The organism is Pseudomonas sp. 24 E 13 (assembly GCF_900004715.1).
In the GTDB taxonomy this organism is placed as follows: Bacteria; Pseudomonadota; Gammaproteobacteria; order Pseudomonadales; family Pseudomonadaceae; genus Aquipseudomonas; species Aquipseudomonas orientalis_A.
The window spans coordinates 118,615-131,768 of sequence record NZ_CVTO01000136.1 but is presented as its reverse complement, the minus strand read 5'-3'; the positions used below and the strand labels follow the sequence as shown (position 1 = coordinate 131,768).

Here is a 13,154-nt window from a genome sequence, read left to right as displayed (position 1 = left end):
ATATGACTGACACCCTGATCAAACGCAGCCAGTTGTTGAAGATCGTCGAACCGGTATTGAATGACATGCCGGCCAGTACCTTGCGGCATGCCCTGTTCGAAGCCTTCTGGGCAGAGGAAGAGGCGCTGATGGCTATCGAAGAGGCGTTTGCGCGACTCACCTCGCGTCGGCATCCGCCAGCGGTGCTGCGCAAGTTCTTCGCCAGCTGGTCCAAGACCAATAATTCGGCGGCCAGTGTGTCCGGCCTGGCCAACCGGATTACCTTGCTGGCGCGTTGCGACGCCGGTTCCGCTGCCGCCGCGCAGCTGTACCGCGCTTGCGGCAGCCTGCAGCGCATTACCGATGAAGACTTGGGCGCATTGGGCAACACCGTGCACGCGGACCTGTTCTACACCATGGCGACCGCGCTGTGCGGCGATGACCAGTGGATGTTGAAGGACAATTGCCTGCCCTCGGCCCAGGCCTTCAAGGATTGGACCGACAGCCGTCGCCTGCGTGATCGCGACCTGTTGCAGGGCTTGCTGACCACGTTGATCCACGAGGTGTATACCCACGGCGAAGTGGAGTTCATCCATCCGATGTACTCGCAGTGGTTCGTACGGGACATGGGCGTGCCGCCGGAAAAATCTCGTGCGACGGTGGCCTGGGTCACCGTGCACACCGGCGGCACCGAGAGCAACCATTTCGCCCATGCGGTGGCGGCGGTGAACGAGTTCACCAGCGCCCTGCAGGTTGAAGTGGACCCCGCCACGGCGCGCGACATTTTTGCCGAATACCTGCAGCGTAAAGCCAGCGTGATGAACGACTGTGCGAAGTTGCTGGGTTGACCCGGCGTTCTGCCTGAGAGCCACTGACCCGAATGAACACCCTGAAGCACACCGCAGCCCCGTCGTTGTCGCCGCCTGACCCGGCAAGCGTGCGTCGCCGTTCCCTGGTGGCCGGTTGCGGCGCGCATGCCGTGCACGATGGGCTGACCGATGTGATCTACGTGCTGTTGCCGATCTGGCAAGCGCAGTTCGGCCTCAGTTACGCCCAGGTCGGCCTGTTGCGCGGTGCCTATGCGGGCATGATGGCCGGTTTCCAGCTACTGGCCAGCCGCGCTGCGGCGCGCTGGGGGCGCGAACGTCTGCTGGTGGGCGGCACTGCGCTCGCGGGCCTGGCCTATCTGCTGGCCGGCCAGGCCGGTGGGCTGGCGGTACTGCTGGTGGCGCTGCTGCTGGGCGGTCTGGGTGCAAGTACGCAGCACCCGCTGGCTTCGTCGCTGATCACCGATACCCACGAGGCGGGCGGGGGCGTCAAACAAGCGCTGTCGCAATACAACTTCAGCGGGGATATCGGCAAGACCCTGATCCCGGGGTTGATCGGCCTGTTGCTGGCGGTCATCAGTTGGCGCGCCAGTGTCACCCTGCTGGGCGTACTCGGGCTGCTGGCGGCCGGCCTGTTGTGGTGGCTGATCCCGGCGCGCACTGAGGGTTCGGCGGCGCCGGTGAAAGCCAGCCGCGCGGGCGGCGGCGCCGGGTCCGCGAGCGGGCTGCGCGCGCTGATCGTGACCGGCACGCTGGACAGCGCGGTGCGCATGGGTTTTCTCACGTTCCTGCCGTTTTTGCTCAAGGCCAAGGGGGCCGGGCCTGCGGGCATTGGCCTGGCGCTGACGATGCTGTTCGTGGGGGGCGCCTTCGGCAAATTGCTGTGCGGTTACCTCGGTGCACGCATCGGCATGATGAAGACGGTGTGGGCCACGGAGTTCACCACGGCGGTGCTGATCGTCATGGCGGTGTACCTGCCGTACGCCGGCTTGATGGTGATGTTGCCGCTGTTGGGGCTGGCGCTCAATGGCACCTCGTCGGTGCTGTATGGCGCGGTGCCGGACCTGGCGGGGCCGGGCCGGCGCGACCAGGCGTTTGCAGTGTTCTACACCGGCACCATTGGTGGCGGCGCATTGGCGCCGGTGCTGTTCGGCAGCCTCGGAGATACCACCGGCGTGCCCGTGGCCGTCTTGTTGCTGGCCGCAACCTTGTTGCTCACCTTGCCGCTGTCCTGGCGGGTTCAGCGAGGGCTGGAGGCCCAGGTCCGGTAGGGCGAACGAATTTTTCAGCGTGTTCTGGCAGGTATAACAATGAATAACAGTGAACCGTCTGCCGTGTCCTTGCCGTTGTCCCAGCGTGCGCAACGCCTCAGCGCACCGGGCACATCCAGCATGCGCAGCAAAGCCAATGCCTTGAAAGACGCCGGCGTCGACGTGATCAATTTTGCCGCGGGTGAATTGACCTTCGATGCCTGTCCGGCCATGAAAGCCGCCGCGAGCGATGCGCTGGCCACTGCGCGCAACCGCTATACGCCGCCCATCGGCTTGCCCCAGTTGCGCCACGCGCTGGCGCAGCAGGTCACTCAGCGCTGCGGCGTGAACTACAGCGCCGACGAAGTCGCCGTGACCGCCGGTGCCAAGCAGGCGCTGTATAACGCCGCGATGGTGCTGCTCGATCCGGGGGATGAGGTCATCGTTGCGGTGCCGTACTGGGAAACCTTTCCCACCCAGATCCAGCTGGCCGGTGGCGTCCCGGTCTATGTCGACACGGCAGCCGATGACTATCGCCTCACCTGCGCGGCAGTCGAAAACGCCCTGACTCCACGCACCCGCATGATTGTGATCAACACCCCGAACAATCCGACGGGCACGGTTTATCAACGCGAACAACTGTTGGGGATCGCCCGGCTCGCGTTCGAACACCGGCTGTGGGTGGTGTTCGACGAGTGCTACCGCAAGCTGGTGCGCGCGCCCCATGAACATCACAACATCGTCTCGCTGTTTGCGCCGCTCAAACACCAGACGGTGCTGGTCGATTCGTTTTCCAAGAGCCACGCGGTCACCGGCTGGCGGGTAGGGTATGCGTGCGCGCCCGCTGCGGTCATCGCCGCCATGCACAACCTGCAGGGGCACACCACATCCAACCCCAGCAGCCTGTCCCAATACGCTGCGCTCGGCACCCTGATGGCGGACGCGCCGCACTTTACCCGCCAGGTCAACGCCTTCCTCGACCAGCAACTGCTCGCGGCCTGCACTTGCCTGGGGCATATCGATGACATCACCTGCGCCCCGCCGGAAGGGGCGTTCTATCTGTTTATCGATGTGTCGCGCAAATTGGGTGGCCGCTACCTGGGCACCGTTATCCGTGATGTCGACCACCTGGCCGATCTGTTATTGACCCAGGCCCATATCGCGGTGGTGCCCGGCTCCGGCTGCGGCGACCGCAACAGTATCCGCATTTCCTACGCCGTTGAGCGTGAAGCGTTGATCGAAGGCCTCACGCGCTTCGCGCGCTTCATGGCAGAAATCGTTGCGCACTAACCCCAGCCAAAAAGGATATGAGCCGTGGAAAATCTGAGCCGCCAATTTATCGGGTACGTGAACCAGGCGCTGGTGGATGTCGAGGACCGACATCTGGCCCAGGCCCTGCTCAGCGGTTTCAACAGCCAGCCTGCCGAGCTGGACAGGTACTGCGAGACCTATGTCGACATGACTTCCAGTAACTGGAGCGAGTCGTCGCTGTGTACGTTCTTCTGCGGCTGGCGCAGCCCCGACGGCGCCGCCCATGCTGTCTCAAGCATCATTGTGCGCATTCTCCAGGAGTCGGCATCCCTGGCCGACGCCGCTCGGCTGCAGATGCTCGAAGCGGCGGCCCACTGTGGCGAGATCATTGTCGAGGACATCGGGTTGGGCGAAATGCACGGGCATCCGCACCACTCCAAGCTGTATTACCGCATGGCTTCGGCGATATGCGGCTCGGATGAATGGCGCCTGCAGGACAAATTCCTGAACCCGATCACCAAGGAATTTTCCGGCTGGGTTGGCGAAAAACGTCCATTGGCGCCGCAGCTCATTGAGGCGCTGGAAATGATGGCCATGACGGAGCTGTTCAACACCGGCGAATACAACCTGATGACGCCGTTATGGAAGCAGTGGTTGCGCGATGTGCGCGGCTACAGCGCCGGTGAGGCCAGCCGCGTGGCGAGCTTTCTCAGCGTGCACTGCGGCAGCGTCGAAGCGCGCCACTTCAAGCATGCGGCAGAGGCGCTGCGGCTGTATGCCAGCGCCACCGGGCAGGCCGTGGATTACAGCCGTATCGCGCAGCTATCCAGGGAATACGTGGCCAGGGCCTGTGAGCATCTGCAAAAGATGGCGTCGGTGCTCAAGTGTGAACAGCCCGCCTGGGATTGAGGCAGTCCGATAACCCCCGTTGTGCCGCTGACATGGAGCCTGAACCTATGATGGATACCGAAGCGCGCCGACGCCCTCTGTCGGCGCTACTGGATAGCACCCGTTGCCTGCGCGTACTCGAAGCCCATAGCCCGATATCGGCGTTGCTCGCGCAGCGCGCCAGGCTGGAAATCAGCCCCGGGCATACTGTGGGGTACGACGCCATCTGGTCCAGTTCGCTGACCGACTCGACCCAGCGCGGGTTACCCGATATCGAAATTCTCTCGCCCAGCAACCGTTTGCCGGGGATCCGCGAAATCTTCGATGTGTGTTCGCTGCCGCTGATATTCGATGCCGACACTGGCGGCAAGCCCGAACATTTCGCGATTCACATCAAGATGCTGGAGCGTGCGGGCGTCTCGGCGGTGGTGATCGAAGACAAGTGCGGCTTGAAGAAGAACTCACTGTTTGGTACCGAGGTCGACCAGGCGCAGGAGCCCATAGAGACCTTTTGCGCCAAGCTCCAGGCCGGTTGCGCCAGTCGCACCGGCTCAGGGCTGATGCTGATTGCGCGGTGTGAAAGCTTGATCCTCGATCGCGGCATGGAAGAGGCGATGGCGCGGTGCCTGGCGTATGTGGAGGCGGGGGCGGATGGCATCATGATCCACAGCCGCAGACAGGATGGCCTGGAAATCCTCGAGTTCGCCAGGCAGTTTCGTCGGCAACGGCCCAGGGTACCGCTGATTTGTGTGCCCACCAGCTACGCTCACCTGAAGTTCGAGGTGTTGGAGCAGGCTGGTTTCAACGCGGTGATTTACGCCAATCACATGTTGCGCAGTGCCTATCTGGCTATGCGCGATACCGCTGTGGGCATACTCGCCCATGGCAGGACCCTGGAACTGGAGCCGCGCTGCCTGGGTATCGACGAAATACTCGACCTGGTGCCCGGGACGCGCTAGCGCGATGCTGTCGTCCAGCCGTTTACGCATTGGTGCATGTGTCGGGTTGAAATCCCCGTTTCAGGGCGAAAAGCGCTGTTTATTTATACAAATGCACCATTTAAATTCATAAAGGCGACATTTTGCCCTGTCACGGTGCGAAATGAATTGATAAAGTCCGGCTCAATCTCTGTTTAACAACAATCATTTTGCCGAGACTTTCATGAGCGAATCCGTCGAATCCTTCCTTGCCCGCCTCAAGAAACGCGACCCCGACCAACCGGAATTCCATCAGGCCGTGGAGGAAGTCCTACGCAGTTTGTGGCCGTTTCTTGAAGCCAACCCCCACTACCTGACCTCGGGCATTCTGGAGCGCATGTGCGAGCCGGAACGCGCGATCACCTTTCGGGTGTCCTGGGTGGATGATCATGGCAAGGTCCAGGTCAATCGCGGTTTTCGTATCCAGATGAACAGTGCCATCGGCCCGTACAAGGGCGGTTTGCGCTTCCATCCCTCGGTGAACCTGGGCGTGCTGAAATTCCTCGCCTTCGAGCAGACCTTCAAGAACTCCCTGACCTCATTGCCCATGGGCGGCGGCAAAGGCGGCTCGGACTTCGATCCCAAGGGCAAGAGCGACGCCGAAGTGATGCGCTTCTGCCAGGCCTTCATGAGCGAGTTATACCGTCATATCGGTGCGGACGTGGACGTACCGGCCGGTGATATCGGCGTGGGCGCACGGGAAATCGGCTTCCTGTTCGGCCAGTACAAACGCCTGGGCAATCAATTCACCTCCGTCCTGACCGGCAAAGGCATGACCTACGGCGGCAGCTTGATCCGTCCGGAAGCCACTGGTTTTGGCTGTGTGTATTTCGCCGAGGAAATGCTCAAGCGCCAGGGCCAGCGGGTCGAAGGCAAGCGTGTGGCAATCTCGGGTTCCGGCAACGTGGCGCAGTACGCGGCGCGCAAAGTGATGGACCTGGGTGGCAAGGTGGTTTCCCTGTCGGACTCCGAAGGGACGCTGTACGCCGAAAGCGGTTTGACCGAGGAACAATGGTCGGCCCTGCTGGCGCTGAAAAACGTGCAGCGTGGGCGTATCAGCGAACTGGCCGAGCGTTTCGGCCTGGAGTTTCGCCAAGGTCAAACACCCTGGGCGCTGGCGTGCGATATCGCACTGCCCTGCGCCACCCAGAACGAACTCGACGCTGATGCCGCCCGCGCGCTGTTGCGCAATGGCTGCATCTGCGTGGCCGAAGGCGCCAACATGCCGACCACCCTTGAAGCGGTAGATATCTTTATCGACGCGGGCATTCTGTTCGCGCCGGGCAAGGCCTCCAATGCCGGCGGCGTGGCCGTCAGTGGCCTGGAGATGTCGCAGAACGCCATGCGCCTGCTATGGACCGCCGGCGAAGTGGACAGCAAGCTGCACACCATCATGCAGTCGATCCACTATGCCTGCGTGCACTACGGCGAGGAAAATGGCCGGGTCAACTATGTGAAGGGCGCGAACATCGCAGGCTTCGTCAAAGTTGCCGACGCGATGCTGGCCCAGGGCATCGTCTAAGCCTCGGGTTCGATGCGCAGCACTTCGATCAACTGATCGCCGACCGGGCGCTTCCACAGCACCTCGTCACCCACCTGGGCGCCCAGCAAGGCGCGGCCCAGGGGCGAACCCCAATTGATCAGGCCCGCGTTGGCGTCGGCCTGGTCTTCGCCGACCAACTGGATGCGCTGCTGCTCGTCCTGCTCATTGGCGAAGGTCACCCAACTGCCGATTTGCACTTTGTCCGTGGAGGTGGCCTGCGGCACAACCTGGGCGCTTTGCACGCGCTGGTTGAAGTAGCGCAAATCCCGCTCAAGATCGGCTTGCCGCTGTTTATCGGCTTTGTCGCCCTTGGCGGATTCGGTGCTGTATGCCTGCTGCAACTGCGCCACCTTGGCTTGCAGTTGCGCCAGCCCTTGCGCAGTCAAACGGTTGGGCTGCGCGCTGACCTGACGCTCCACCGGCTGGTCGGCCTGGGCGGCGGCGTTGTCCTCATTTACAAAAGCTCGGCTCATGACATTCTCCTTCAATGGAGTTTGGGCCATGCTCACCGTCAGATCGTTCCCACGCTCTGCGTGGGAATGCAGCCTACGACGCTCCGCGTCATCATGACGTCATTGCGAGCGATATGCCTTGGCCGCATCACGGTCTTTCTCCTGCTGCCACTCGTGCTCGCGATCGTTCCTGCGGTTGTCCTGGTACTCGCGCAATTCCTCGTTCTCACGCATGGCTTTGCACTGGCGAAAACCGTCCTCCCAGCCTTCGGCGTATTGCCGGTCTTTCAGATAGCGCGGCACGTTTTTGCGAAACTCCCCGGTGATCACCCCAGCGGCCTGGCGCCCGCTGCTGCAACCGTCGTCAAAGCCATCGGCGAAGGCGGGCGGATAACCCTTGGCCAGCAACTCTTGATGGGTAGTTTGGCAGCCCGTCAACCACACCCCTGCACACAGCATTAGCGCATACCGCCACATGGCGTACTCCCTGGCCGATTTACGGCTGATAGGGTGAGTCTAGAAGGGGATTTGTAAGCTGTATGTGAAAGGCGTGTAAGAGGGATGTGCAGGATGATCGTTCCCACGCTCTGCGTGGGAATGCCGCACTGGACGCTCTGCGTCCGCTGTAAAGGCGTGACGCGGAGCGTCACAGGATGCATTCCCACGCGGAGCGAGGGAACGATCATTTCATCAGGCTTGGGTCAGTAGTGGTACCACTTCACTTCGAGCATCACTTCATTGACCGGCGTCGATAGGTGGCTGTATTCGCGCTGGGCGCTCAGGCGCAGGCCGAGGTTGCGTGACAGTTCCCATTGCTGGTTGAGGCTGATGCTGCGCCGCACCTCGCCATTGGTGAAGAAATCGCCCTTGGCTTCCAGGCTCAGGTTGCCCAGCGGGTTCTTCCACAGCACGCCGGTGTTGAAGCCGGCGGCGGGGGAGATGGCTTCGCTGAAGTCATTGTTGTGTTCCACACGTACGGTGCCGAGGGCGAAGCCGAGCATGTCGTCCGAGAGTTGCCAGGTGCCGCCGGCGCCGCCGTTGACGTGGGCGACCAGGGTTTCGTCGTCGTGTTTGCCCGGCACCCGCTCCAGGCCGCCGGTGACTTGCCAGGACCACGGTTGCAACAAGGCGTTGCGCGGGGTCAGGGAGCGGATGGTGGCCAGGTCCAGTTGCTGCAATTGCCAGTGGTTGCCTTCGTACTGGCGCAGTTTCATCTGCAGGATTTCGATTTGTGCGCCCAGGGGGAAGCCTTCGGCGTTGTCGTTGAGGTCGTGATAGGCCATGCGCAGGCCGTACTCGCCGAAGGCTTTGTCGCCGCGAGTGCCGATGCCGGCCTGCCAGGTGCGCGACTCGTGGCCGTTTTCCGGCAAGCCGGGCGGGGTGATCTTCAGGTCGGGCGCCGGGTTCTGGTTGATCGCGCGCAGCAATTCGAAGCTGCGCTGGGAGCGTGCGGTGTCGCGTTCCAGGCCGTTGGCGCGGTAGCGGCCAAGGCGATAGGCAGCGTCCACCACCAGCGCCTGGCGCTCGCGCGGCAGCGCCTTGAAGGCGGGCTCCTGCAACTGTTTCTGGTCATCGCTGATCTTCAGTACCCATTGCTGCTCATCGCTGTCGAGCGGCTTGGCGCGTTCGAGCAGTTCGCGTTCACGGGACGGACGATAGTCGATCTTTTCCACCAGACCCGCGTCCTTTACCGCTTTGACGGTATCGGTCGGGATCGCGGTGAGCGGGAATTGCTCGGTCAGGCGCAGGCCGAGGCGCGCGACTTGCAGCAGTTCCAGCAGTCGATAGGAGCAGTTTTCATCGAAGAAGAAGTAGTCGAACTTGATCTGCTTGAGCTCCCACACGTGCTCGACCATGCGCTTGGTCTCGACTTCGGTGAGGTTCAGGCGGTATTCCCACAGGTCACGGTTTTCCAGGCTGCGGTATTCGGAGAGTTTTTCCTGGTAGGGCACCAGGGCGAACAGGCCGGGGTAGCCGCCCATCAAGCCCTTCCAGGCATACAGAATGCTGTTGTCCGAGCCTTCGATATAGGCGCCGAAGTTGATTGCGTAGCTGAGCAGGGCGGTGTTGTTGCTCTGCACGTCGGCCTGGTCGATGCGCAGCAAGGTGTGGCCGAACATCGACGAGGGGCTGTTGAGGTACGCCGCCGGGAAAATCATCACCGCGCTGTGGGGCGCGACGTCCGAGAACCATTGTTTGAATTCTTTGCAGTCCACAGCCGGCAGGTCGGTCAGTTGCAACTGATCCTTGAGCCAGCGGGTGCGTGCGGGGTAGACGCATTGGGCATGTTTTTCGCCCAGGCTGGCAGGCGCGTAGAGCGCGTCCACAGTGGCCTTGAGTTCGGCGTCCGGATGATGCGCGCCGTCAGCGGCGAGAAAGAATTTCTTGTCGCTGACATAGCTGCGCCAGCCATTGATCTTGCCGGCCTCGTAATGCCCCAGCGAAAGCCAGAACGGATCATTGGCCAGTTGCTGCAAACGTTGATCGTCGAGGTGCGGGGCCGCGTGCAGCGGGGCGCAGGCGAAGAGAGCCAGGCAAGCGAGGCGTTTGAGCATGGGGGCTACTTAAGTCGGACTGAAAAAAAGACCCAAGGGGGACAGGTCGAAAAAACAAAACCCGCGCCTCGAAAGACGCGGGTGGGTCGAGCTTAAGCCTGGGTAGCGTATTTCGCCAGACGGGCATCGCTTTTCAGTACGGCAATGGTGTTGTTGTGCACGTCATCAGCAGTCACGTCAGCCTTGCTGAAGATCTGCTGGAAGTGCTCGTGGGTTACGGCCGCGAAGTGATCGCGATCTTCCGGAGCCACACCCAGTACCACCGCGTAGGTGGTCAGGGCTTCGCCGTTGCCTTTGGCCATGTCTTCGGACAGCTCGTTCATCATGCCATTCATGGCAATCCAGGACTTGCCGCCGTAGGTCAGGGCGCTGTTGGTGCTGCAACCGTTGGTGCCCGAGGTCATGCCGAAGGTGGCGTTACCCGAGGTGCCGTTGGTGGTGGAAGCGAGGAAATGAGCAGGAGTACCGCGCTGGCCTTCAAACAACATGTTGCCCCAACCGCAGTTCGGGCCACCTGGTGCTTCTGCCATTGCATTGAGGGAGACGACGGTGAAGAGAGTACCAAGAAGGATCCGTTTCATAGCTTTGTTCTCTTTGTGTGCAAACCAATGGACAAGGGTTCAGGCGCTTCGCAGCACCCTAGGGGCCAGTTATTAGTCCAACCCGCGCAGTTTGGAGTTTAGGCACGTTCCATGGGTTCCGTGAGTTTTTATAAAACATTCAGTCTTGAACGTTTTTTTTGTGCGGCGCGCGCCGTGGCTATGCTTTCCCAACAGCGCGCCTTGCCAGAGCGCGCAACCGAGAGCCAGAATGCCCCCATCTGCCCCGCCTGATGTAAGGAAGCCCGATGCCTGATCCTGTTGCTGCCAGCTTGCGTCTAGCGCCCGAAGCGCTGACTCGCCCTTTCTCCGCTGAACAGTTCAGCTTCTCGACCACCAATGATTTGGAGCCCTTTCGCGGTGTGCTTGGCCAGGAACGTGCGGTTGAAGCCTTGCAGTTCGGTGTGGCCATGCCACGCCCCGGTTACAACGTGTTTGTCATGGGCGAGCCCGGTACCGGTCGCTTTTCATTCGTCAAACGTTACCTGAAGGCTGAAGGCAAACGCCTGCAAACCCCGTCGGACTGGGTCTATGTGAATAATTTCGACGAGCCGCGCGAACCGCGCGCGCTGGAATTGCCAGGCGGCGGTGCTGCAGCGTTTATCACCGATATCAACGCGCTGGTCGACAATCTGGTCGCGACTTTCCCGGCCGTGTTTGAACACCCGACGTACCAACAGCGCAAAAGCGCCATCGACCGTGCGTTCAACCAGCGTTATGACAAGGCCCTGGACGTGATCGAGCGCCTGGCCTTGGAAAAAGACGTGGCGCTGTATCGCGACAGCTCCAACATCGCCTTCACGCCGATGCTTGACGGCAAGGCGCTGGACGAAGCGGAGTTCTCGCAGTTGCCGGAAGCCGATCGCGAGCGCTTCCACACCGATATTTCCGAGCTGGAAGAACGCCTCAACGAAGAGTTGGCGAGCCTGCCGCAATGGAAGCGTGAGTCAAACAACCAACTGCGCCAGTTCAACGAAGAAACCATCACCCTGGCCCTGCAGCCGTTGCTTGCGCCACTGTCGGAAAAGTACGCGGAAAACGCCGCCGTCTGCGGTTACCTGCAGGCCGTGCAGGTGTATCTGCTCAAGACCGTGGTCGAGCAATTGGTCGACGACGCCAAGACCGATGCCCAGGCGCGCAAGCTGCTCGAGGAGCAATACTGCCCGAGCCTGGTGGTGGGGCATTCGGTCAACGGCGGTGCGCCGGTGGTGTTTGAACCGCACCCGACCTACGACAACCTGTTCGGCCGTATCGAATACAGCACCGACCAGGGCGCGCTTTACACCACGTATCGCCAACTGCGTCCGGGGGCGTTGCACCGTGCCAACGGTGGCTTCCTGATTCTTGAAGCGGAAAAAATGCTCAGCGAGCCATTTGTATGGGATGCGCTCAAGCGTTCCCTGCAATCGCGCAAGCTGAAGATGGAGTCCCCGCTGGGCGAACTCGGCCGCCTGGCGACCGTGACCCTCAACCCGCAGATGATTCCGTTGCAGGTCAAGGTGATCATCATCGGGTCGCGCCAGTTGTACTACGCGTTGCAGGACGCCGATCCGGACTTCCAGGAAATGTTCCGGGTACTGGTGGACTTCGACGAAGACATCCCGATGGTCGACGAAAGCCTGGAGCAGTTCGCCCAGTTGCTCAAGACCCGCACCTCGGAAGAAGGCATGGCGCCGCTGACGTCGGATGCGGTGGCGCGGTTGGCGACTTACAGCGCACGCCTGGCTGAACATCAGGGCCGTTTGTCGGCGCGCATCGGCGACTTGTTCCAACTGGTCAGCGAGGCCGACTTCATTCGTCACCTGGCGGGCGATGAAATGACCGATGCCGGGCATATCGAGCGCGCGCTCAAGGCCAAGGCCACGCGCACCGGCCGCGTGTCGGCGCGGATTCTCGATGACATGCTCGCGGGGGTCATCCTGATCGACACCGCCGGCGCCGCCGTCGGCAAGTGCAACGGGCTGACGGTGCTGGAGGTGGGGGATTCGGCGTTTGGCGTACCGGCGCGGATTTCCGCCACGGTGTACCCGGGCGGCAGCGGGATTGTCGACATCGAACGTGAGGTCAATCTCGGCCAGCCGATTCACTCCAAGGGCGTGATGATCCTCACCGGTTACCTGGGCAGCCGTTACGCGCAGGAATTCCCACTGGCGATCTCGGCCAGCATCGCGCTGGAACAGTCCTACGGTTACGTGGACGGCGACAGTGCCTCCCTGGGCGAGGCCTGCACCTTGATCTCGGCGTTGTCGAAGACGCCGCTCAAGCAGTGCTTTGCCATCACCGGCTCGATCAACCAGTTTGGCGAAGTGCAGGCCGTGGGTGGGGTCAACGAGAAGATCGAAGGCTTCTTCCGCCTGTGCGAAGCGCGCGGGTTGACCGGTGAACAGGGCGCGATCATTCCCAAGGCCAACGTGGCCACGCTGATGCTCGATGAAAAGGTATTGCAGGCCGTGCGCGCCGGGCAATTCCATATCTATGCGGTGCGTCAGGCGGATGAGGCGTTGAGCCTGTTGGTGGGCGAGGATGCCGGTGAGCCGGATGCGGAAGGGCAGTTTCCGGAAGGCACGGTCAATGCGCGGGTGGTGGAGCGCTTAAGGGCAATTGCCGAGATGATCAGCGAGGAAGACTTGAAGGAGGCAGAGAAAGAGCTGGCGCAGCAGGCTTTAGCGGAGGCCAAACCGACCTGATCCCTGAAGCTTGATGGGATCAAAAATGTGGGAGGGGGCTTGCTCCCGATAGCCATAGGTATCTACACAACTCTGTAGCGCCCAACCGTAACCACGATGCGAAGCGAGCCGCTCTTGATCTTGATCTGCTTTTGATCCTAGGCGCC

11 protein-coding genes are annotated in these 13,154 nt (G+C 61.6%); 7 read left to right on the top strand and 4 right to left on the bottom strand.

The window, feature by feature from the left end:
- The first annotated feature begins 2 nt into the window (after positions 1–2).
- From BFP90_RS18010 to gdhA, 6 genes are all read left to right on the top strand, one after another.
- Positions 3–827, top strand: a complete 825-nt coding sequence (locus BFP90_RS18010) for a hypothetical protein (RefSeq protein ID WP_065897625.1) — start codon at positions 3–5, stop codon at positions 825–827.
- A 32-nt stretch (positions 828–859) separates the two neighbouring features.
- Positions 860–2,077 carry an MFS transporter gene (locus BFP90_RS18005; RefSeq protein WP_065897624.1) on the top strand — a complete coding sequence of 406 codons (1,218 nt, stop codon included), beginning with the start codon at positions 860–862 and terminating at the stop codon, positions 2,075–2,077.
- A 39-nt stretch (positions 2,078–2,116) separates the two neighbouring features.
- A complete protein-coding gene (locus tag BFP90_RS18000; protein ID WP_065897623.1) occupies positions 2,117–3,346 on the top strand; it encodes an aminotransferase class I/II-fold pyridoxal phosphate-dependent enzyme in 1,230 nt (409 codons plus the stop codon).
- Between the two features lie 24 nt (positions 3,347–3,370).
- Positions 3,371–4,216 (top strand): hypothetical protein, encoded by an 846-nt coding sequence (locus BFP90_RS17995; protein ID WP_065883851.1) that lies wholly within the window; start codon positions 3,371–3,373, stop codon positions 4,214–4,216.
- A 47-nt stretch (positions 4,217–4,263) separates the two neighbouring features.
- Positions 4,264–5,154, top strand: a complete 891-nt coding sequence (gene aepX / locus BFP90_RS17990) for a phosphoenolpyruvate mutase (protein ID WP_065897622.1) — start codon at positions 4,264–4,266, stop codon at positions 5,152–5,154.
- A gap of 202 nt (positions 5,155–5,356) precedes the next feature.
- Positions 5,357–6,694 (top strand): NADP-specific glutamate dehydrogenase, encoded by a 1,338-nt coding sequence (gene gdhA, locus BFP90_RS17985; RefSeq protein WP_065897621.1) that lies wholly within the window; start codon positions 5,357–5,359, stop codon positions 6,692–6,694.
- Here gdhA and BFP90_RS17980 read toward each other — a convergent pair.
- From BFP90_RS17980 to BFP90_RS17965, 4 genes are all read right to left on the bottom strand, one after another.
- Positions 6,691–7,188 carry a GreA/GreB family elongation factor gene (locus tag BFP90_RS17980; RefSeq protein ID WP_065897620.1) on the bottom strand — a complete coding sequence of 166 codons (498 nt, stop codon included), beginning with the start codon at positions 7,186–7,188 and terminating at the stop codon, positions 6,691–6,693. The two genes, gdhA and BFP90_RS17980, sit on opposite strands and share 4 nt — an antisense overlap.
- Positions 7,189–7,287: 99 nt before the next feature.
- Complete coding sequence (locus BFP90_RS17975; RefSeq protein WP_065892214.1) at positions 7,288–7,644, bottom strand: hypothetical protein; 357 nt, start codon at positions 7,642–7,644, stop codon at positions 7,288–7,290.
- 224 nt (positions 7,645–7,868) lie between these two features.
- The gene (locus BFP90_RS17970; RefSeq protein WP_065897619.1) at positions 7,869–9,722 is read right to left on the bottom strand and encodes an Lnb N-terminal periplasmic domain-containing protein; all 1,854 of its coding nucleotides are present in this window, start codon (positions 9,720–9,722) and stop codon (positions 7,869–7,871) included.
- A gap of 92 nt (positions 9,723–9,814) precedes the next feature.
- Complete coding sequence (locus tag BFP90_RS17965) at positions 9,815–10,303, bottom strand: DUF3015 domain-containing protein (protein WP_003194274.1); 489 nt, start codon at positions 10,301–10,303, stop codon at positions 9,815–9,817.
- A gap of 266 nt (positions 10,304–10,569) precedes the next feature.
- Here BFP90_RS17965 and BFP90_RS17960 point away from each other — a divergent pair, with 266 nt between their 5' ends.
- Complete coding sequence (locus BFP90_RS17960) at positions 10,570–13,008, top strand: Lon protease family protein (RefSeq protein WP_065883862.1); 2,439 nt, start codon at positions 10,570–10,572, stop codon at positions 13,006–13,008.
- Positions 13,009–13,154: the final 146 nt, after the last annotated feature.